This is a genomic window from Hymenobacter chitinivorans DSM 11115, from assembly GCF_002797555.1.
In the GTDB taxonomy this organism is placed as follows: domain Bacteria; phylum Bacteroidota; class Bacteroidia; order Cytophagales; family Hymenobacteraceae; genus Hymenobacter; species Hymenobacter chitinivorans.
Window position 1 is genome coordinate 387,212 of record NZ_PGFA01000004.1, and the last position, 20,335, is coordinate 407,546.

General features: G+C 60.7%; 18 protein-coding genes. 10 read left to right on the plus strand and 8 right to left on the minus strand.

The genetic code is table 11. The features are described from left to right. Nucleotides 1–89: 89 nt before the first annotated feature. Both CLV45_RS21615 and porW read right to left on the minus strand, forming a co-directional pair. A complete protein-coding gene (locus CLV45_RS21615) occupies nt 90–2,417 on the minus strand; it encodes a penicillin-binding protein 1A (protein ID WP_100338565.1) in 2,328 nt (775 codons plus the stop codon). Between the two features lie 92 nt (nt 2,418–2,509). Beyond that, nucleotides 2,510–5,542, minus strand: coding sequence for a type IX secretion system periplasmic lipoprotein PorW/SprE (porW, locus tag CLV45_RS21620; protein ID WP_100338566.1), 3,033 nt, complete (start codon nt 5,540–5,542; stop codon nt 2,510–2,512). Nucleotides 5,543–5,761: 219 nt separating this feature from the next. On the opposite strand from porW, the gene CLV45_RS21625 reads away from it, so the two are divergent. From CLV45_RS21625 to CLV45_RS21665, 9 genes are all read left to right on the plus strand, one after another. After that, the gene (locus tag CLV45_RS21625; protein ID WP_100338567.1) at nt 5,762–6,001 is read left to right on the plus strand and encodes an AtpZ/AtpI family protein; all 240 of its coding nucleotides are present in this window, start codon (nt 5,762–5,764) and stop codon (nt 5,999–6,001) included. 11 nt (nt 6,002–6,012) lie between these two features. Next, the gene (locus tag CLV45_RS21630) at nt 6,013–6,417 is read left to right on the plus strand and encodes a hypothetical protein (RefSeq protein ID WP_100338568.1); all 405 of its coding nucleotides are present in this window, start codon (nt 6,013–6,015) and stop codon (nt 6,415–6,417) included. A gap of 33 nt (nt 6,418–6,450) precedes the next feature. Then, nucleotides 6,451–7,527 (plus strand): F0F1 ATP synthase subunit A, encoded by a 1,077-nt coding sequence (gene atpB, locus CLV45_RS21635; protein WP_100338569.1) that lies wholly within the window; start codon nt 6,451–6,453, stop codon nt 7,525–7,527. A 52-nt stretch (nt 7,528–7,579) separates the two neighbouring features. Beyond that, nucleotides 7,580–7,837: an ATP synthase F0 subunit C gene (gene atpE / locus CLV45_RS21640; RefSeq protein WP_100338570.1), complete on the plus strand. Its 258-nt coding sequence runs from the start codon at nt 7,580–7,582 to the stop codon at nt 7,835–7,837. 141 nt (nt 7,838–7,978) lie between these two features. Next, entirely contained in the window at nt 7,979–8,473 is a 495-nt protein-coding gene (locus CLV45_RS21645) for a F0F1 ATP synthase subunit B (RefSeq protein WP_100338571.1), read from the plus strand. Between the two features lie 84 nt (nt 8,474–8,557). Further along, the gene (gene atpH, locus CLV45_RS21650; RefSeq protein ID WP_100338572.1) at nt 8,558–9,121 is read left to right on the plus strand and encodes an ATP synthase F1 subunit delta; all 564 of its coding nucleotides are present in this window, start codon (nt 8,558–8,560) and stop codon (nt 9,119–9,121) included. Nucleotides 9,122–9,125: 4 nt separating this feature from the next. After that, nucleotides 9,126–10,709 carry a F0F1 ATP synthase subunit alpha gene (gene atpA, locus CLV45_RS21655; RefSeq protein ID WP_100338573.1) on the plus strand — a complete coding sequence of 528 codons (1,584 nt, stop codon included), beginning with the start codon at nt 9,126–9,128 and terminating at the stop codon, nt 10,707–10,709. 99 nt (nt 10,710–10,808) lie between these two features. Next, on the plus strand, nt 10,809–11,702 hold the full coding sequence (gene atpG, locus CLV45_RS21660; RefSeq protein ID WP_100338574.1) for an ATP synthase F1 subunit gamma: 894 nt from the start codon (nt 10,809–10,811) through the stop codon (nt 11,700–11,702). Between the two features lie 216 nt (nt 11,703–11,918). After that, nucleotides 11,919–12,524 carry a hypothetical protein gene (locus tag CLV45_RS21665; RefSeq protein ID WP_157807722.1) on the plus strand — a complete coding sequence of 202 codons (606 nt, stop codon included), beginning with the start codon at nt 11,919–11,921 and terminating at the stop codon, nt 12,522–12,524. Nucleotides 12,525–12,647: 123 nt separating this feature from the next. On the opposite strand, the gene CLV45_RS21670 is transcribed toward CLV45_RS21665, so the two are convergent. From CLV45_RS21670 to CLV45_RS21695, 6 genes are all read right to left on the minus strand, one after another. Then, complete coding sequence (locus CLV45_RS21670; protein WP_157807723.1) at nt 12,648–13,073, minus strand: hypothetical protein; 426 nt, start codon at nt 13,071–13,073, stop codon at nt 12,648–12,650. Nucleotides 13,074–13,438: 365 nt separating this feature from the next. Then, nucleotides 13,439–14,017, minus strand: coding sequence for a hypothetical protein (locus CLV45_RS21675; RefSeq protein WP_100338577.1), 579 nt, complete (start codon nt 14,015–14,017; stop codon nt 13,439–13,441). A 10-nt stretch (nt 14,018–14,027) separates the two neighbouring features. Next, nucleotides 14,028–15,188, minus strand: coding sequence for a zinc-dependent alcohol dehydrogenase (locus CLV45_RS21680; RefSeq protein WP_100338578.1), 1,161 nt, complete (start codon nt 15,186–15,188; stop codon nt 14,028–14,030). Between the two features lie 426 nt (nt 15,189–15,614). Next, entirely contained in the window at nt 15,615–16,232 is a 618-nt protein-coding gene (locus CLV45_RS25245; protein WP_211289987.1) for a hypothetical protein, read from the minus strand. A 343-nt stretch (nt 16,233–16,575) separates the two neighbouring features. Beyond that, nucleotides 16,576–17,220 (minus strand): helix-turn-helix domain-containing protein, encoded by a 645-nt coding sequence (locus CLV45_RS21690; RefSeq protein WP_100338580.1) that lies wholly within the window; start codon nt 17,218–17,220, stop codon nt 16,576–16,578. Nucleotides 17,221–17,653: 433 nt separating this feature from the next. After that, nucleotides 17,654–18,379 carry an HAD family hydrolase gene (locus CLV45_RS21695; protein WP_100338581.1) on the minus strand — a complete coding sequence of 242 codons (726 nt, stop codon included), beginning with the start codon at nt 18,377–18,379 and terminating at the stop codon, nt 17,654–17,656. 166 nt (nt 18,380–18,545) lie between these two features. Between CLV45_RS21695 and pafA the strand changes: the two genes are divergently transcribed. Next, on the plus strand, nt 18,546–20,258 hold the full coding sequence (pafA, locus tag CLV45_RS21700; RefSeq protein ID WP_100338582.1) for an alkaline phosphatase PafA: 1,713 nt from the start codon (nt 18,546–18,548) through the stop codon (nt 20,256–20,258). The last annotated feature ends 77 nt before the right edge of the window (nt 20,259–20,335 follow it).

Genomic DNA, 20,335 nt, shown 5'->3' on the forward strand with positions numbered 1-20,335 from the left:
TAGTATACGGCCGGCTCAGAAACGCAAAGTGGCAGACGAAAACCGCCTGCCACTCTGAATTTAGACTCTTGCGAAGCTACGGGCTTGGTTTAAATATCTTCCTCGTCGATATCCTGCAGGTCGGTTTGGTTGAGCTTCTGGTCGTAGGGAATCGTGTCGCGCTGCCCGCCGTAGTACTTGCTGCAGTCGATTTCGATGGACAGTGGCTGCTCGGGCTTGGGGAAGGGGCTGGTGCTGACGCCGATGCTCTTATCGGCGTACACTTTGCGCATGAACAGACCGTAGATGGGCAGTGCTGCCCGGGCGCCCTGTCCGTAGGAGCCGTTGCGGAAGTGAATGCTGCGGTCTTCGCCGCCGACCCACATGCCGCACACCAGGTCGGGTGTGACGCCCATAAACCAGGCATCGGAGTAGTTGCTCGTGGTACCGGTCTTGGCCCCGATTTCGTAGGGAAACTTGAAGCCCGTCTTAAGAATAACCGAAGTGCCGCCCTGCTCCGTGGTGGCGGCCTGCAGCATGTAGGTCATCAGGTAGGCCGTTTCCTCGCTGAGGGCCTCGCGCGTCTGGGGCACAAATTCGCGGAGTACGTTGCCATTCTTGTCCTCGATGCGCGTTACCATCATCGGGGCTGTCCACACGCCCTTGTTGACGAAAGTACTGTAGGCCCCGCTTAGCTCGTAGATACTCACGTCGCTGGAGCCGAAGCCCACGGCCGGTACGGCTTCGATGGGGGAGGTGATGCCGAGGCGCTTGGCGTAGGAAACTACTGTTTCGGGCCCCAATTTCTGCACCAGCCAAGCCGTAATCGAGTTCATGGACCGGGCCAGGGCCTGGCGCAAGGTAAAGGTACGGCCGGAGAAGCCGCCTTCGAAGTTCTTGGGCGTGTAAGGCGCGCGGCCCGCTACGGCCGGAAAGGTCGTGGCAATGTCGGGGCGCTGGTAGCAGGGCGAGTAGCCTTGGTCGATGGCCGCCGTATACACAATTGGCTTGAAAGTCGAGCCGGGCTGCCGCTTGCCCTGCTTCACGTGGTCATACTTGAAGTACTTGAAGTTAGTACCACCCACCCAGGCCTTGATTTGGCCATTGAGCGGGTTCATGGCCATAAATCCGGCGTGCAGGTAGCGTTTGTAGTAGGCCAACGAGTCGAGCGGCGACATCAGGACTTCCTTCTCGCCCTTCCACGAAAAGACCATCATCTTATACTTCTTTTTCAAGTAGTAGTTGATGGAGTCCTTGTTGCCGTCGAAGCGGTTGTCGAGGGAGCGGTACCGCTCGGTGCGCTTAATCGAGGTTTGCAGGAAGTTGGGAATGATACGGCCATTTTCGTCGCGCCAGGGCAGCTGACCTTTCCAGTGGGCGTCGAAGAGCTTCTGCTGTTGCCGCATGTGCTCGGCCACCGCCGATTCGGCGTACTTCTGCATCCGGGAATCCACCGTGGTGTAGATCTTCAGGCCGTCGGCATACAGGTCGTGGTCAGTTTCCTTGGCCCACTGCAGCAGCGCCTTGCTGACCTCGGCGCGGAAATAGGGCGCAATGCCCTTGTTCGAGTTTTCGACGCTGTAGTGCAGCACAATGGGCTTGGCGGCGGCCAGGGCATGCTCCTCGGGCGTGATGTAGTTGTACTTGCGCATCTGGTAGAGCACCCAGTTGCGGCGCACCTTGGCCCGTTCGGGGTTCTGCACCGGGCTGTAGCGCGAAGGCGCGTTGAGCACCCCCACCATCAAGGCCGACTCTTCCAGAGTCAGGTTTTTCGGCGACTTATTAAAGAACGTCTTGGCGGCCACATTGATACCAAAGGCGTTGGAGCCAAAGTCATTGGTATTAAGGTACATGCGCATGATTTCGCGCTTGGTATAGCTGCGCTCCAGCCGCACGGCCATAATCCACTCCTTGGTCTTGATGATGAGCATGCGCAGCCCGGGCACGTCATTCAGGGTGCCGTCGTTCAGGTCGCCGCGGGTGCGGAACAGCACTTTGGCCAGCTGCTGGGTGAGGGTGCTCGAGCCCCGGCTCCGGCCGGTAGCTACGTAGTAGGGAATGGCAAACAGGCCTTTGAAGTCGATGCCGGAATGGCCCTCAAAACGCACATCTTCGGTGGCAATCAGGGCGTCAATTAGGTTCTGGGGCAGATCTTCGTAGTCGACGGGCGTGCGGTTTTCGCGGAAGTATTTGCCCATCAGCACGCCGTCGGCCGAGTAGATTTCGGAGGCCAGCTCACTTTTAGGGTTTTCCAGCGTCTTGAGGTTGGGCATGCGCCCAAACAGGTTCAGGAAGTTGACGCTGACGGCCAGGATATACAGAATCAGGCCCAGTACGCCGCCCCCAAACAGAAACCAGAGGGTGCGGGTAAGGCCGGTGAAGCGGCCCGGGCGCTGGGGTTTGCGGATATTCTTGGGCTTGGTGGCGGGGTAGGCCATTTAGGGAATGTTGAATTATGAATGGGGAATTATGAATCGAGCTTGGCCTTGTGGAGTAAGGCAATTCAGCCTTCAGGATTCACCATTCAGAATTATTTGTAGGTCTTCTCGTAGAAGCGCTGATACTCTTTTACATCCTTGCTTTGCAGCAGCAGCGGCAGGTTATCAATACCAATAATGAGGGTTTGGTAACCCGCCCCGCGCAATTTGGCCAGCGGCGACTGGGGCCCGCGCAACTTGAGGGCGTAGCTCTGGGCCACTTTGGCGCCCGGCAAGGATTGTACCACCACCAGGTCCATCGTGTCGCCGAGCACCACCTGCTGCACCTGCAAGTTATTGACGCGGTAAAAGCGGCTGTTGTAGGTTGCCAGCTGGGCGGGCAGCGCCTGGGCGGGGGCAGCGCCTTTCGGGAAGGCCAGTACTACGGCGTGCCCGGCGGCCAGGTTAGAGGCGTAGGGCGTGGCCGGCTTCACCGGTTCCGGGGCGGGCGTGGCCGGGGCCGTCGGGGTAGGGGAGGGCGTAGTCGTGACGGGCTCAGCCAGCGTAGTAGTGGCGGGGGCAGGGGCAGTTGCCGGCGCGCCTTTTTTGGCTGGGGCCTTCTTCGAAACGGGCTCCTTCTTGGTCACCGGTGCCTTGGTTTCGGGCGCGGGGGGTGTTGCTGCTGGAGCGGGAGTAGCTTTAGACGCTGGGTCGGTTGCCGGAGCCGGCACCGTGGGCAGGGGCAGGGCAGGAGCAGGGACGGTTTTGGGTGCCGCCGAAACCTCGTCGTAGTATATCCGCATCCGGTTATCTACCTCGCCGGGCCGGAACATGGAAACGACGGGCTTGTCGGTTGAGGCCAGCGCCCCGGCAATTTGCCCTTCCTCGTAGCGCTTGTAGCTGGCCAGCAGTTCCCGGGCCTGCCCGCTGAGCGGACTTTCCGGATACGTCTTCGAGAACTTCTCCACGGCCACTTTGGCCGCCGCCGGGGGCTGGGTCCGGATAACGAGCAGGGTGCTCAGGTAATCCACCCGGTCATTCAGGTCACTGACCGGATTCTGCTTTTTGGTCCGGGCCAGGACGGCCGTGGCCTTTTTAAACTCCTGCTTCTTGTAAAAGGCAAATGCCGAATCTAGCTGCACGGCCACCTGCTCGTTGGCAATGGAGGTGCGCCGCAGGTATTCCGGGTCGGCCACCAGGCGGGCATACGACGAGTTAGGGTACTCCTGGCGCAGGCGCTGGGCGTAGGCCTCGGCCTTGGGGTCGTTCAGCTCTTTGTACAGCAAATACAGGCTGTAGAAAACCTCTGGGTTGTGCTTGCTCTGCGGGAAGCGGGTCACCAGCTTCTCGTAGGTTTCGGCGGCCCGGGTCGGCTCCTTCAGCTGCTGGCTGTAGATGGCCCCCAAGGCAAACAGTGCCTCCTCCACCAGCTTCTGCGAGGCCTGCATCTGGGCTTCGGTCAGGGGCAGGTTTTGGCGGTAGGTGGCTGCCAGTTGCCGGGCCTGGGCTTCGGGGTCCACGGCGGCGGGCAGCGTAGCATCCCCGGCCGGGTTGACGCGGGTGCTGCTGCCTCCGGCAATGGATAAAGGTACGTTGCCGCCCTGGACCGTAGCCGGCGACGACGAAACCTGGCTGCTCGTGCGCCAATTATCCTGCAGCTGCCGGTCGCCCCAACGCCGCACAAACTCGGCCTTGGCCGTGCTCAGTGCTGTTGGGTTGTCAAAGTAAAACAGGGCTCCCCCCACGCCGTTGGCCAAAGCCAAAGGGTCCACGGTCGATTCGCCGGGCCGCAGGGAGTTTACGCCACTGGCGGCCTGCTGCTCCTGTCGGGCCGTGAGTTCCTGCTGGGCTGCAATCCGGTCGGCTTCCTTTTTGCGGGCCGTTACTTCGGCCGTGGCAAAGGTCAGCAGCTGGGTGCGCAGCGCCGCCGAGTCGAGCCGGGCCAGGGTCTGCAGGCTGTCCTGGGTTTCGATGGTGGTAATCTGCTTGGCGAATTCCTTGAGAATGTCGCTTCGCTCGGCCGTGGCTGCATATTCGGGCGCCGCGCGGTCCATGTTCTGCACCGTGCTGTCGTAGTAGGCGGCGGCCAGGCGGTATTTCTGCAGGTTCTCGTAGTAGATGCGGCCCGCCAGCAGGTAGGTGTAAGACTTCTGCGCCCGGTTGCTGCCGTTGGCCCGGGCGGCTTTGCGCAGCAGGGTCAGGGCTTTGTCGTACTGCTGCTGCCGGTATTCCAGCCGCGCCATTTCGTAGTATATCTTGTCGGTATACTCCTTGTTCTTGGTGTCCTTGAGCAGCTTGGCAAAATACTTATCCAGGCGGGCCCGGTCGGTGGCGTTCAAATCCGACACCTGGCCCAGCATCAGCTTCGAGAAGAAGTCCAGCTCGTAGGGTGGGTTTTTCTTCAGAATCTTGTTCAACTGGGCGTAAGCTTCCTTGTCCTGCCCGCCCGCCTGATACAGCTGGGCCAGAATGTAGCGCGTGCGCGACTGTTCATTCTTGGGCGAGATATAAGGAATGGCCTTTTCCAGGTTGACGATGGCCTGTTTCTGGTCACCGGTCAGCAGAAAGTACTCGGCCCGGGTCAGGAACAGCTCCCGGGCATTTTGCTCCACCCCTTGCTCTTTGTCCAGAATATCCGAAACGGCGGCGGCATTGTCGTACTCCTTCAGGGCCAGAAACGTGCGCATCAGCCAGATCAGCGCCTCGTGCTTGGCGTTGGGGTCCTTGGTGGTCGTGTTGACGTACTTAAAGGTCTTGCCCGCGTCTTCATACTCCTTCTTATAGAAGCGCGCCTTGCCAATTACCAAATAGCTGTCATCGGTCCAGTCGGAGCCGGGCCGGTGCTGAATCGGTAGGGAGGCTTTCTTGATGATGTCGTCCAGGTCGGCCGTGACCCGGCCCACGGTAGCGTCATCCAGGGTCGGAAACAGCGGCAGCACCCGGTTATAGTCGTTGACGCGGGCTTTGTATAAGGTTTCCTCGGTGGCGCGCAGCTTTTCACGGGCCAGGAAGAAGCCATTGTCGCGGGCCACGACGTTCTCGTAGGCGTGGCCCACCAGGGACTTGCGTTCCGAAGAGCAGGCCGCCACGCCCAGCAGCAGGGCAACCGGGGCAAAAAGCAGGCGGAAAAGCGGATACTGTGTCAAAGCAGATAGTGGGGTCGAGGCCTGGAGGTGCAGATTCAAACGCGCAACCTCGGCCGATTCGTTCGTTCGGGCCGGAGGGCACTGCTTCTACAACGCAGCACGTTGGGTAAAATTACGGTTTTTCCGTAGCCGCCGCCCTTTGCCTGCGTATCTGGCAATCCGGCCGCGCGTCAGCGGCCGGAAAATCAATACTTTCGCACCCCCAAACCTGCTCCCGCCATGGCCGCTGCTCCTTCTTCGCCCCAAGACCCCAACGAAACCGACCGGCTACGGGCCTTTGCCAAATATTCCGGCCTGGGCTTTCAGATGCTGGCTATAATAGGCGTCTGCGCTTGGGGCGGCGTCAAGCTCGACGAGTATACCCACAACGACAAGCCCTGGTACACCATCGGCCTGATGGTCTTCGGCCTGATTGCGGCCACCTACCAGGTCATTCGCTCCCTTTCCCGCAACGAATAGAATTCTACGCCGTGCAGTTTCTCCGCAACTTCTTGATTTTCTGCGTCGTCCTCTGGGCCATTATGTACGGCCTGCAGATGCAGTTCGGCGCGGCCGTCATTCACCCGCTGGCTTACTACGTCTTCGGCTTCTTCGCCGTGCTTACTGCCCTGACCTACTGGCTGACGGCCCTGCTGCTCAAAGCCAACCCCGACGGCTTTATGGTGGCTTTTTTCGGGGGCATGGTCGTGCGCCTGCTCTTGTCGGTGGCCCTGGTCATGATCTACCTATATAAAGGAGGTGCCAAAGAGGGGCACGGCACCTGGACCTTCCTCGGGAGCTTCTTCCTGCTGTATTTCTTGTTTGCCGGGTTTGAAATCTGGAGCATCCTGAGTAACTTGCGCCCGTTTTCAAAACCGGGTGAAAGCCAATTGTGAAGGTTTTGTGAGCACCACCCTAACCCTCTTTGAATGAAGCGTTTACTGATAGCTCTCTTCTGCATTCTTTCGCTTCCTGTGTTTGCCAACGAACCCGTCGCAACCCAGGCCGAAGCAACCGACAAGGAGGCCTTCAGCCCCGGGGAGATGATTCTGCACCACATCGGGGACGCGCACGAATGGCATTTCGCCACCCTCGGCGACGAAGAGCACGGCACGCACTTCACCATTCCGCTGCCCGTTATTGCCTACCAACCCGCCAAGGGCCTGAGTGTTTTCTCGTCCTCGAACCTGGCCGAAGGTAAAGTCTACAACGGCCTGAAGCTGGAGCACGAGCACCTCGTAGCCGAAGACGGTGGCAAGGTATACGATTTTTCGATTACCAAAAACGTGGCCTCGCTTATTCTGAGCGGTATCATTCTGCTGCTCGTGTTTACGGCCGTAGCCCGTGGCTACCGCAAAAACCACGGTGGTGCCCCCCGCGGCGTGCAGTCGTTCTTCGAGCCCATCGTCGTGTTCATCCGCGACGAAGTGGCCAAGAAGTCCATCGGCCCCAAGTATGAGCGCTACATGCCCTACCTGCTGACCATCTTCTTCTTCATCTGGTTCAACAACCTGCTGGGCCTCATGCCGGGTGCCGCTAACCTCACCGGCAACATTGCCGTGACGATGGTACTGGCCCTGATGACGCTGATCATCACCCTGGCCAGCTCCAATTCCAACTACTGGCACCACATCTTCGCCACGCCCGGCGTACCGAAGGCCCTGCTGCCCATCATGATTCCCGTGGAACTCATCGGCGTCGTGGTAAAGCCCTTCTCCCTGATGGTGCGTCTGTTCGCCAACATCACCGCTGGCCACATTGTAATCCTGAGCTTCATCTCGCTCATCTTCATCTTCAAGAGCATTTTCATCAGCCCCGTGACGCTGGCTTTCGGCCTGTTCATCAACGTGCTGGAGCTGCTGGTCGCCATTCTGCAGGCCTACATCTTCACCCTGCTCACCGCCATGTACATCGGCGGCGCCGTGGAAGAGCACCACGATGCGGACTACCAGATGGGCGGCGGCGACGGTGCCGACGAAGCCCACGCTGCTCGCGCGGCTCACTAAGTTTTCCTCACCCTGATTTTTTCGTTTTTCACTTCTCTCTAATTTCTGTTTTATGCTTCTTTCTCTGTTGTTGCAGGTTGCGAATTCTGTTGGTCTGGCTGTAATGGGTGCCGGTATTGGTGCTGGCCTGGTTGCTCTGGGCGTAGGCCTGGGTATCGGCCGTATCGGTGGTAGCGCTATGGAGGCCATCGGCCGCCAGCCAGAAGCTTCCGGCAAAATTCAAACGGCTATGCTGATCGTAGCGGCTCTGATCGAAGGTCTGGGTCTGTTCGCAGTAGTAGTTTGCTTGCTGATTTCGTTCAACCTCTAGAGCTAGGGGCAATGCTAAGCAGCCCGCTGCGCATCGCTTCGGCGCACGGCGCGGCGGGCTGACTTGGCTTTTTTGGGTTGCTGGAAAGGCTCGTAAGCAGCCTTTCTTCTCCTCGATACTCCCACTTTCTACTCTGAGTATATGGAATTGATAACCCCCAATATTGGTCTGATCTTCTGGCAGCTGGTGATTTTCCTCATCGTGCTGTTCCTGCTGGCCAAATTTGCTTGGAAACCCATTCTTGGCTCCCTCAAAGAGCGCGAGGATTCGATTGAAAGCGCCCTGCGCATGGCCGACCAGGCCAAGCTGGAAATGCAGCAGCTCAAAGCCGGTAACGAAAAACTCATTGCCGAAGCCCGTATGGAGCGCGACAAGATGATGCAGGAAGCCACCATGATGGCCAACCAGCTCATCGAGCAGGCCAAGAGCAAGGCCACCGAAGAAGGCAGCCGCATGATCATGCAGGCCCGCGAAGCCATTCAGAACGAGAAACACGCTGCCCTGACGGAGGTGAAAAACACCGCCGCCAAGCTTTCCATCGACATTGCTGAGCGCATCCTGCGCCGTGAGCTGGCTGATTCCGGCTCCCAGCAGCAACTCGTGGACTCGTACCTGAAGGATGTAAAGTTGAATTAGTAGTGAGTACTCGGTACTGAGTAGTCAGACGGTTTTCCGACTTGCTTCTCCGCACCAACTACCAGCTACTCAATACTAAGAACGATGTCAGAACAACGAGTTGCCTCCCGCTACGCCAAGTCCTTGCTGGATTTGGCCGAGGAGCGTGGAACGCTGGAGCAAGTAAAGCTCGACATGGACCTGTTCCGCAAAGCGCTGGACCAGAACCGTGACCTGCGCTTGCTGCTGCGCAATCCCATCGTGAAATCCGATAAGAAGCTGGCGATTCTGCGGGCCATTTTCGGCGGCAAAGTGACGGAAATGACGGAGAAGTTTTTCTCCATCATCACCCAGCACAAGCGCGAAAGTGCCCTCGAATGGGTAGCTACCGAGTTTCAGTCGCAGTACGACGCGCTGCGCGGCATGCAGGTAGCCCAGGTTACCACGGCCGCCCCGCTAGCCCCCGAGCTGCGCGAGCAGCTCAATAAGATTGTTCGCGAACAGTCGGGTTTGCAGAACGTTACGCTCGAAGAAACGGTTGATGAGTCGCTGATCGGTGGCTTCATCCTGCGGGTCGGCGACCGTCAGCTCGACGAGTCGGTTCGCAACAGCTTGCGCAAGCTGCGCAATTCTTTTAAAGAGAACCCCTACCAACACCATATAAATTAACAACATGGCAGACGTGCGTCCGGATGAAGTATCCGCCATTCTGCGGGAGCAGCTGTCCAACTTCAAGACTGAAGCCGAACTCGAAGAGGTTGGTACGGTTCTGCAGGTTGGTGACGGTGTAGCCCGCATCTACGGGCTGGGCAATGCCCAGTCGGGGGAATTGATTGAATTTGAAAACGGCCTGCAAGCGCTGGTTCTCAACCTGGAAGAAGACAACGTAGGGGCCGTAATGCTCGGCGACTACAGCGAAATCCGGGAAGGCGCCACCGTAAAGCGGACCAATAAGATTGCTTCGATCCAGGTTGGTGAAGGTATCATCGGGCGCGTAGTGAACACGCTCGGTCAGCCGATCGACGGCCGCGGCCCGATTGCCGGCGATACGTTCGATATGCCCCTGGAGCGTAAGGCGCCCGGTGTAATCTACCGTCAGCCCGTAACCGAGCCCATGCAGACCGGTATCAAGGCTATCGACGCCATGATTCCGATCGGCCGGGGCCAGCGGGAGCTCATCATCGGCGACCGTCAGACGGGTAAGTCGACGGTAGCGCTTGACGCCATCCTGAACCAGCGCGAGTTCTTTGAGCGCGGCGAGCCGGTTTTCTGCATCTACGTAGCCGTAGGCCAGAAAGCTTCGACCGTAGCCCAGGTCGTAAACGCCCTGCAGCGCGGCGGCGCCATGGATTACACCGTGGTAGTAGCCGCTTCGGCTTCCGACCCGGCTCCGATGCAGTTCTTTGCTCCCTTCACCGGTGCCGCCATCGGCGAATTCTTCCGCGACACGGGTCGTCCCGCCCTGGTGGTGTACGACGACTTGTCGAAGCAGGCCGTAGCGTACCGCGAAGTGTCGCTGCTGCTGCGTCGTCCTCCCGGACGTGAGGCCTATCCCGGTGACGTATTCTACCTGCACAGCCGTCTGTTGGAGCGCGCCGCGAAGATCAACTCTTCCGACACGATTGCGGCCGATATGAACGACCTGCCCCCGAGCATCAAGCACTTGGTGAAAGGTGGTGGCTCGCTGACGGCTCTGCCCATCATCGAAACCCAGGCTGGTGACGTTTCGGCCTATATCCCGACGAACGTAATTTCGATTACGGACGGTCAGATCTTCCTCGAAACCAACCTTTTCAACTCGGGTGTGCGTCCCGCCATTAACGTTGGTATCTCGGTATCGCGCGTAGGTGGTAACGCCCAGATCAAGTCGATGAAGAAAGTGGCCGGTACGCTGAAGCTCGACCAGGCTCAGTTCCGCGAGCTGGAAGCCTTCGCCAAGTTCGGCTCCGACCTCGATGCCTCGACCAAGCTCACCATTGAGCGGGGCCGTCGCAACCTCGAAATCCTGAAGCAGCCCCAGTTCTCGCCCGTAAAGGTGGAAGATCAGGTGGCCATCATCTACGCCGCCACCAACGGTCTGCTCGACCAGGTGCCCGTAGACAAGGTTCGGGCCTTCGAAACCGAGTTCCGTCAGGTGATGCAGTCGCGCCACCCCGAGGAGCTCAAGGCGCTGAAGGCTGGCAAGCTGGATGACAACATCACCGGCGCCATCCGTCAGGTTGCCAAAGACCTGTCGGCGGTTTACGCTTCTAAGTAATTGGTTGATTGTTGGTTGTTGATTGTTAAATGAGTCGCGCCACAAGCCGAGTCGTTCAACAATCAACAATCAGCAACTAACAATCAACATTCAACGCAAATGGCTAGCTTAAAAGAAGTCCGCAACCGCATTGTATCGGTGCAGAGCACGCAGCAGATCACCAAAGCCATGAAAATGGTGGCGGCGGCCAAGCTGCGGCGCGCCCAGGACAACATCCTGCGCATGCGCCCCTACGCCCAGCGGCTCAACAGCATTCTGAGCAACCTCACCAGCCTGGCCGGCGACGACGTGGTAAGCGAGTACGGTGTGCAGCGCGAGGTGCGCCGCGTGCTGATTATCGCCATTACGTCGGACCGGGGCCTGGCCGGGGCTTTCAACAGCAACATCTTCAAAGGGGTGAATGCCCTGATTGCGGAGCGGTATGCTGCTCAGGCGGCGGCCGGTAACATTACGGTGCTGGCCATCGGCAAGCGCGCCCACGAGTACTTCGTGAAGCGTGGTCCGGTGCTGGGCAACTACACCCACGTCTTCAGTCAGCTCTCCTTCGACACGGTGCGCGCCGCGGCCGAAGAAGCTATGGAAGGCTTCCGCACGGGCCAGTTCGATGAAGTAACGATGGTCTACAACGAGTTCAAGAACGTGGCGACGCAAATCGTGCGGGCCGAGCAGCTGTTGCCCCTGGTACCAGCCGAAGCTCCCGCTACGGCCGCCGCTGCTTCGAACGTGGACTACATCTTCGAGCCCTCGAAAGAAGAAATCGTGCAGACCCTGATTCCGCAGTCCTTGAAAGTGCAGCTCTACAAGGCCGTACTGGAAAGCAACGCGTCGGAGCACGGGGCCCGCATGACGGCCATGGATAAAGCCACCGACAACGCCGGGGAGTTGCTCAAGTCGCTCAAGCTGACTTACAACCGCACGCGTCAGGCGGCCATTACCACCGAGATTCTCGAAATCGTGGGTGGGGCCGAAGCCCTGGCGGCCAGCCGCGGCTAAGGATACGCTGTTACAAGTTACGCAAGGCCCGCTTCCGCAAGGAGGTGGGCCTTGTTTTTTGGGGTGAAATTGTACCCCAGTTTTTATTAGGCTGCGGCGACAGTTGCCAGGGCAGCGGGCTACCGATTTGCTCGTTCTGCGCAGGCACCGGATGCGTGAGCCGCTACTACTGCCGGGCTGCTCCGTATAACAGGTCTCCACTACTGCTCAACCTCCATGGACCGCTCCTGCTTGCTCGTTGTCTACAGTTTGCTGCTGGCAAGCCCGACTGCTGCCCAAACGCCCACGTCGCCGACGCGGGTGCCTGCTCCGACCGCGAGTCAGGCTGCCGCGCCCATGGGCTTTAAGTGGCAGCTGCTGCCGGAGGTGAAGGCGGCCATGCTGCTACCCTACACCTGGAACTACAAGGCCGAAACCAGCCGCGACGCCCAGGCCTACTTTCTGACCCGGGAGCGAATCGTGGCCGGCGGCCAGTTTCAAACCGGCATGTCGCTGAACGTGGTGCGGCAAATGACGGTCAAATCCAAGCAGGCGGCGGCGGCTTACGCCCAGGCCTTCAGCGCCAGCAGCGGGCGCAAGGCCGGGCAGCAGGTGTTGGGCCAGGAAAGCAAGTCGCAGGGGCCCCTCCGGCTGTTTGGCGTGCGTTACCGGGTGGCCAATGGGGCCGCCGGCGCTAAGATCATTCAGCAATGGGCCATTGCCAATACGGTTACCGACACCTTCTACTTGCTGCTTTTCGAGAGTCCCGAGAAGGATTGGCCCCAGGCCTGGAAGCTAGGCGAGGAGATGATCAAGCAGCTCCGGCTCGACGCGGGCGTGTAGCCAACGGCGGCTCAGCCCGTCCGGCTATCATCGTTCGTCCCCAAAACCCAAAACGGCCCGCTTCCTGACTAGGAGGCGGGCCGTTTGGCGTTGCGGATAGGTATAGTGAATAACGGTGATGGGTTAGGCTGCCAGCGTGGCACGGTGAGCCGTGACTTCTATAATGGCCTGCTCCAGCTCGGGAACCTGCACCTGTACCTGGCGCACGTCTACGGCTTGCAGAAAGACATCCACGGCGGTGTGGGTGCCGGGTGCGGGCGGCAGGCTCAAATCCTGGACTCGGCGCGTGGCCTGGGTCAGCAGCCGGTCGAGGTAGCGGTGCTCCCGGGTGCCGGCCGTCATGGCGGCCACCTGTGGGGTGAGGCGCGTCACCTCATTCTGGGCCTGCTGCAAGGCCTTGGCCCGGTCATCGGCTCGCTCCACCGACTTGTCGGCGCGCAGATCGAGGACTTGGTCGTTGAGAACGAACTCGCGCAGTTCGCGGGTAAGGGCTGCCTTGGCAGCGTCGCAATCGGCGTGATTGCGCAATAAATGGACAGGAAACGACATAAATAAAATAGGATTGAGGTGGCAGAGTTGCCGAGTATAAGGTAATTGTAATATTCAGCTTTGCTAGTATATGCGCGAGAAAAAATGAGGCGGCAGGCTTAGGGCCTCTACCGCAATCTTCCGAACCAAGGGGAGTTCAGGAAACTCATCGCCATTTTGAGTTTTCTGAACGTTGCAAGGTGAACCAGTTTCGTAAACTCAATCTGGGCCGTAGAGCACGCTTAGTAGTCAGGAATCTCCTTCTGTGCAGTAGTTCAGAGAAAGGAGGATTTAAAACCGGACCGTCCCTCCGTAAAGGTGGCGGTCCGGCTTACTGGATGCTTCCGTGCGGTCGCCGCCCGTAACCACGTCACGCCCTCTGCTGCTTAGCGGTAGCGTCCGGCGGGCAACCGTTCTTTTCTGCGGTTTTTTCGGGTCAAGAATACGACGGCGCCGGTGACGGCCAGCGCGCCCACGGCCATTTTCTGAATCATGCCGGCGCGGTTCACCTTCCACTCGGCCCGCCAGCCCCGCTCCACCCACGGGTTGGGGATGATGCCGTGGGCGAGGTCTTCGAGGATGCCTTCATACACGTTCACCCGGTCGGCCAGAATCAGCGTCATCCAGTGCGTGGCCGTGGCTTCGCTGTACCGGTAGGCAAACCGGCGGATGGCCCCGCTCAGGCCCTTCGGGGGCGTGGAGGTGCCAAACACCCGCGTGACGTTCGGCCGCTCAATGGAATGCAGGATTTCCATGTCTACCGGCTGTTGCGGGGCCTTTTCGTAGTCGAGCCGCTGGTGGTCGGCCCCGTTGGCATGCTTCATCGGGTAGGTCGGGTCGTTTTCCGGGTCCGCGTCCATCCCCCAGCCGGGAATGTCTTTGGGCTGGGCGGCGATGCGGCGGTCTTGGTTCGCCGGGATGGTCGTTTCTAGTGGTCTCCGGCGCTTTTTTACGTTCGTTTCCATGCCAGTGGGGTTAAGCCGCGTACGCGCGCGGCGGGATGAGCAAAGGTTTGATAATGTTGTCGCGTTTGGCCGAAAACATATGGTAGGCATCCGGCACTTCTTCCAGCGGGACGCGATGCGTGATGAGGCCCTTGGGGTTGAGCCGCCCGGCCATCACGTGGTCAATCAGCTTCGGCAGCAAGCGTTTCACCGAGGCCTGGTTGCCGCGCAGGGTAATGCCCTTGTTCATCAGACTGCCCATGGGCACTAGGTTCCAGGGCGGGCCGTACACGCCGATGACCGACACGATGCCCCCTTTTTTTACCGAGTTGATGGCCCAGTGCAGGGCCGTCGCGCTGCCGGCCTCGAAGAGGAGCTTTTTCCCCAAAATGGTTTGCAAGGCGTCGCCGGAGGCTTCGCAGCCCACGGCGTCGATGCAGACGTCGGCCCCGTACCAGTCGGTGGCTTTTTTGAGGAACACCACCGGGTCGTCCATGTCCTTGAAGTTGTAGGCCTCGCACTTGGCGTAGTTGCGGGCAAATTCCAGCCGGTACTCCAAATGGTCGATGATGATGACCCGCCCGGCGCCGAACAGCCAGGAGCAGCGCGCGGCCATGATGCCCACCGGGCCGGCCCCGAACACCACCACCGTGTCGCCGGGCTGGATGCCGCCCTGCTCGGCGGCCTGGTAGCCCGTGGGGGTCACGTCGGTCAGCATCACGGCGTCCTCGATGTCCATGCCTTCCGGAATCACGGTCGGGCTCACGTCGGCGTAGGGCACCCGCACGTATTCGGCCTGGCCGCCGTCGTAGCCCCCGGCAATGTGGGCGTAGCCGAAGAAGCCCCCCACCGCCGTGGCTTCGGGGTTCGATTCGTGGCAGTTGCCGTAGAGCTCCTGCTTGCAAAACGGGCAGCTGCCGCAGGCAATGTTGAAGGGCACCAGCACATGGTCGCCCACTTTGAGCTTTTGCACGCCGGAGCCGACGGCTTCCACGATGCCGGTAAATTCGTGGCCGAAGGTCATCCCCACGCGCGTGTCGGGCACCATGCCGTGGTAGAGGTGCAGGTCCGAGCCGCAAATCAGGGAGCGGGTCACCCGCACAATGGCGTCGTTGGGGTGTTTGATTTCGGGATCGGGCCGGTTGCGGTCCGCGCGGATACGGAAGGGCCCGCGAAAATTCATCGCTAACATAGACCAACAAGGTTAAGGGAGGTTGAAAAAGGCAGGGGGTGAACCCGCAGGGCTCACGCAGCACAAGAAATCCTTCCGCCTGCTCCGAAGAGGCGTAAACCCGCAATGGCGAACGAGACAGAAGGCCGAATAAATTCTCCCCCAAAGGGGCGCCGAGCGTCAACTACCGGTAGAATCTTCTTGTACGAGCGAACCGGATGGAGCTGTAGACCCGGAAAACACGGATTTGTAGCAGTTTTTCTACGGAATATTCGTGTACCAACTGGTTTTTAACACTGGCTGAACAGGGTGTTGGCCAGAGGGCACCCACTGGGACATAGCGAGTTTAACAAAACGGTCGTTTCATTAAAATAGGATTGGTGCCGGGCCCTGGGCTATGCCTTCCGTTGTTGAGAAGTCACTACTAATAACGAACAGGCCCGGTACCTACGCGGAAGGCAGCAGGGCCAGCGTGGCCCGGAGCCCCGCCACGCGGGCGGCCAGCAGGCGGCCGGCGGTGGCCGTCGCTACCGGGTCGGGGTCGGCCAGGGCCAGGTCGGCGGCCAGCTCATCGAGCCAGCGGGCGTAGTGGGCGGCCTCGGCGGGGCCGGGAGGCGGGGTGGCGGCCCGGAGCAGGGCCAGCCCCCGGCGGCGGTGGGCCAGGGCGGCGGCCTGCCGCTGCAACAGGGCCAGGCGCTGGCCTAGTGTGAGCAGCTGTAGCTGATAGTCCCGCCAATGACGGCGCAGCTGCTCGGCAGCGGCCGGCTCGGCGGGGGGCAGTGGCACGAGCGGGTCGGGGGCGGGCAAGGCCGTCAGCGGGTCGAAGGGCGCGGCTGGAGCTTCGGCAGGCGGCGGGCCCTGCCCCAGCGGCGGGGGCAGCAGGCCACTGAGGTGCAGCAGGCGGGGAACCCGCGCCGGCGGCAGGCCCTTGCGCCCGGCCTCCACATGCGACACAAACCCCGTGGACACGCTCAAGTAGCGCGCCATTTGGGGCATCGATAACCCAAAGTGGGCCCGGACGGCGGCCGTCAGGCTACGTGGCAACACAAAAGCATCAGTAGTCATAGCGCAAGCACCATCTACCTACGAAGCGCGGATGCATACTTGGTAGAAGGGGAAGGAAGATAAGGCATTGCCTTCTACCTACCTGGGTAGAAGGACTGCCCATTATTATTGGGTCCTTCTACCCAGGTAGGTAGAAGCCCTTCCCTCTGCTGCTGACCGCTTCTACCTAGTTGGGTAGAAGCGGTGCGGCTCGGTGTTCTGGCCTTCTACCTAGCAGCCAAATGATGGGCTGGGGAGCGGGCTGCGCGGGCTACTGGCCCACAGGACCGTCAGGTAAGCCAGGGCGGGTAAAAAAGCAGAGGCCGGACACGCTGGCGTTAGGCCTCTGGATAGTGCTTCAGCTTCAAACCGCCGCGTTGATGGCCACCAGCAGGGCCACCTCGGCCCGTAGGGCGGCTACGCGGGCGGCCAGCAGCAGGCGGTCGGCGGCGGCCTGGGTGGGGTCGGGCTCGTCGCGGGCCAGATCGGTGGCCAGCTCCCCCAGCCAGCGGGCGTAATGAGCCGTTTCGGCGGGCTCGGTAGGGAAGGGGGCCGTCTGGAGCTGGGCCACGCCCCGGCGGCGGCGGGCCAGCAGTACGGCGCGGTTTTGCTGCTGGGCCAGGCGCTGCCCGTACTGCAGCAGCTGCTGGCGGGCGTCGCGCAGGCGCTGGCGCAGGGGCTCGGGGGCGGGAGCCGTGGCGCCGGGCAGCTCAGTAACCTCCAGCAGGGCATCGGGGGCGGGCAGGGGAGCCAGCGTGTCGTAGATGGCTGATTCGGGCAGCTCGGGGGGCGCCGGCGGGCCTTGGCCCAAGGGCGGGGGCAACAGGCGGCCCAGCACGGTCAGGCGGGGTACCAACGACGCGGGCAGGCCTTTGCGGCCGGTTTCCATGTGGGTAATAAAACCAGCCGATACGCCCAGGTAGCTGGCCAGCTGGCGCACGGAAAACCCGAAATGCTGGCGCACGGCAATTACCAGGCTTACATCGAGGGCGGGAGAAGAATCAGGCATAAAGGAAAAGCAGAAATGGAAGCGTAGATGCGGGCGTCGGGCTAGCAGAAAGGGTATACAGCGAATCTGAAATGCCGAATGCGTCTATCAGGAGGGGTATACAGTTGCTAGATAATGCGCTGGTTGTCTATCATCACTGGTATAAGCTTTTGGGGCCATGCATTAGACGTATACCGCAGGCTGGAGTTGTCGTCGTCGGCAAATCTTTGGTTGCGGCGGGTACGGGCAGGGTTCGTAGTTGGTAAAGCGGCGGTCCGAGGCTGGATTCACGGAGCACGATGGGAAACCCGGCTGCGCAATTAGAAAAAACGCCCCACCGGGCACGGAGCCGGGCGGGGCGTTTTTTCTAATTGCAACAGAGGTAAGAATCCTGATAGAGCTCTGGGCAAGTCCTGGTGCGGCGGCCCCAGGCTCAGGCGTGGGTAACGCGCCCTTACAGCTTCATATACTCCCGCTTGGCCATTTCCTTGCTCGGCTTGGGCACGGGTGGGTTTTGCTCCAGCAGCTCCCGCACCTGCTCGGGCGTGATGTCGCGGAAGTCCTTGATAACCCGCAGCGGGGCCTGAAACTCTTCGGGCTTGAGGCCGCTGCTGACCCCGATGCAGCGCATCTTGGCTTTGTAGGCCGCCTGTTCGCCCAGGATGGCGTCTTCGAAGACTACGCACCGCTCGGGCGGCACGCCCAGCTTTTGGGCTACCACCACGAAGGTTTCGGCGTGGGGCTTGCCTTTGTCCACGTCCTCCTTGCCCACCACCACGTCGAAGTACTGGCGCAGGTCGAGGTGGTCGATGATGTAGCTGATGGTTTCGGGGGGAGAACTGGTGCCCAGGCCAATTTTGAACCCGGCGGTGCGGGCCGCCCGCAGAAACGCCGAGAGGCCGGGCGTTTCGCGGCGCTTGTCCCAGTAGAGCACCCGGTACAGCAACTCGCGCTGGGAAGAGTATTCCTTGAGCTGCTTGTCGGGCACGGGGTGGCGGAATACGGTCTTGAAAATGTTGGTGGCCGGCATGCCGTTCAGGCGGCGCAGCAGCTGGCGGGCATTGGTGGTCAGGCCCAGGTCGCGGAAGAGCAGTTGGAAGGCCTTGGCCTGGTAGGGCGTGTTGTCAATCAGCACGCCGTCCATGTCGAAAATCAGAGCGTAAGGAGCCGGAGAAACCATAGCGGAAGCAGAAGAATAGAAATCGGGAGTGGCACTGCGTGTACGCGCGGGCGGCTATTTTGGCCGTTAGGGCCGTGATTACGGCCGCCGGCTGTTACCTTTGCGGCCGCTGTGGCCGGCCCCGTGCAGTAGAAAGCCGGGGCAGCCGAATTAACGCGTTACGGATTTGAAAAAGAGCCTGTTCCTGTTGGGCGCTGCCGTGCTGGCCGCCCCCGCCTTTGCCCAGAAAAATGTGAAGCCCATCGTCCGCCCCAAGCTGGTGGTGGGCATCGTGGTCGACCAGATGCGCTACGACTACCTCTACCGCTACTGGAACAAGTACGGCAACGACGGCTTTAAGCGGCTGCTGGGCGAAGGCTTCAGCTACGAAAACACCCACTACAACTACGTGCCCACCTACACCGGGCCGGGCCACGCCAGCATCTACACCGGCACCACGCCCTCCATGCACGGCATCGTGGGCAACAACTGGTTTGTGCGCGAAACCGGCAAGGGCACGTATGTAACCGAAGACAAGACGGTGCAGAGCGTAGGCGGCACGGGGCCGGAAGGGCAGATGTCGCCGCGCCACATGCTGACCACGACCATCACCGACGAGCTGCGCCTGGCCACCAACTTCCAGAGCAAGGTTATCGGGGTTTGCATCAAGGACCGGGGCTCGATCTTGCCCGCCGGCCACGCCGCCAACGCCGCCTACTGGTACGACGGCTCCAACGGGGCCTTCATCACCAGCACGTTTTACCAGAGCAGCCTGCCCGAGTGGGTCAGCAAGTTTAACAGCCAGCAGCGGGCCGCCCAGTACCTCGACAAGCCTTGGGAAACTCTGCTGCCCCTGAGTCAGTACACCGAAAGCTCACCCGACGACGTGGCGTGGGAGTCGGCCTACAAGGGTGAAGCCAAGCCCGTTTTTCCCCACGACCTGCCCAAGCTGAGCGCCCTGGCCCCGGCTGCGGTGCAGGGCGCCCTGAAGGCCGAAGGCGAAAAGGCCCCGGTGGCCACGCCCCGCAACCTGGATTTGATTCGCTCCACGCCCTTCGGCAACTCCCTCACCGCCGACTTTGCCCTCGAAGCCGTGCGGGCCGAGCAGCTGGGCCAGCGTGGCCAAACCGACTTCCTGGCCCTGAGCTTTAGCTCGACCGACTACGTGGGCCACCAGTTTGGCACCACCGCCATTGAAACCGAGGACACCTACCTGCGCCTCGACCGGGACATTGCCCGGGTGCTGAGCTCCCTCGAAAAAACCGTGGGTAAAGGCCAGGTGCTCGTGTTTTTGTCGGCTGACCACGCCGCGGCCCAGTCGCCCAACTTTATGCTGGAGCACCACCTGCCGGCTGGCTCGGTGGGCCCCCGCCTCATGCGCGACTCGATTCAGCAGGAGCTGGTGAAGCGGCACGGAGCCGGCAACTGGGTGCTGAGCTACGAAAACCAGCAGGTGTATCTCAACCGCCCGCTTATTGCCCAGAAGCAGCTCGACCTGCGCAAGGTGCAGGACGAAGTCGTGGACATTGCCACCAAGCTTTTCGGCGTAAACCGCGCCATTACGGCCGACGACTTGCAGAAGTCGCACTGGGAAAGCGGGATGCTGATGTACCTGGAAAACGGCTACTTCCCCAAGCGCAGCGGCGACGTGATGGTGGTGCTGGAGCCGGGCTGGCTGGAATCCTATTCCTACCCCGTGAACAAGGGTACCACCCACGGCTCCTTGAACAACTACGACACCCACGTGCCCCTGCTGTTCTGGGGCTGGCACGTGAAGCACGGCGAGTCCAGCGCTCCGGCCAAGATTACCGATATTGCTGCCACCATGGCCCGCTGGCTCCACATTCAGGAGCCCAACGGCTGCACCGGCACGCCCCTGCTGGAGGTGCTGGGCAAGTAAGCCGGCCGGAAAGGCCGGCTCGGCCCAGCTTTTTTGCCCAGGCTACGTAATCCGTCTGTAAATTTGGGCATTGGCCG

Coding starts and splice junctions, on each gene's coding strand:
- CLV45_RS21615 (WP_100338565.1), bottom strand. CDS start 2,417: ATGGCCTACCCCGCCACCAAGCCCAAGAATATCCGCAAACCCCAGCGC.
- CLV45_RS21625 (WP_100338567.1), top strand. CDS start 5,762: ATGGCCGCTGCTCCTTCTTCGCCCCAAGACCCCAACGAAACCGACCGG.
- atpB (WP_100338569.1), top strand. CDS start 6,451: ATGAAGCGTTTACTGATAGCTCTCTTCTGCATTCTTTCGCTTCCTGTG.
- atpE (WP_100338570.1), top strand. CDS start 7,580: ATGCTTCTTTCTCTGTTGTTGCAGGTTGCGAATTCTGTTGGTCTGGCT.
- CLV45_RS21645 (WP_100338571.1), top strand. CDS start 7,979: ATGGAATTGATAACCCCCAATATTGGTCTGATCTTCTGGCAGCTGGTG.
- atpH (WP_100338572.1), top strand. CDS start 8,558: ATGTCAGAACAACGAGTTGCCTCCCGCTACGCCAAGTCCTTGCTGGAT.
- atpA (WP_100338573.1), top strand. CDS start 9,126: ATGGCAGACGTGCGTCCGGATGAAGTATCCGCCATTCTGCGGGAGCAG.
- atpG (WP_100338574.1), top strand. CDS start 10,809: ATGGCTAGCTTAAAAGAAGTCCGCAACCGCATTGTATCGGTGCAGAGC.
- CLV45_RS21665 (WP_157807722.1), top strand. CDS start 11,919: ATGGACCGCTCCTGCTTGCTCGTTGTCTACAGTTTGCTGCTGGCAAGC.
- CLV45_RS21670 (WP_157807723.1), bottom strand. CDS start 13,073: ATGTCGTTTCCTGTCCATTTATTGCGCAATCACGCCGATTGCGACGCT.
- CLV45_RS21675 (WP_100338577.1), bottom strand. CDS start 14,017: ATGGAAACGAACGTAAAAAAGCGCCGGAGACCACTAGAAACGACCATC.
- CLV45_RS21680 (WP_100338578.1), bottom strand. CDS start 15,188: ATGTTAGCGATGAATTTTCGCGGGCCCTTCCGTATCCGCGCGGACCGC.
- CLV45_RS25245 (WP_211289987.1), bottom strand. CDS start 16,232: ATGACTACTGATGCTTTTGTGTTGCCACGTAGCCTGACGGCCGCCGTC.
- CLV45_RS21690 (WP_100338580.1), bottom strand. CDS start 17,220: ATGCCTGATTCTTCTCCCGCCCTCGATGTAAGCCTGGTAATTGCCGTG.
- CLV45_RS21695 (WP_100338581.1), bottom strand. CDS start 18,379: ATGGTTTCTCCGGCTCCTTACGCTCTGATTTTCGACATGGACGGCGTG.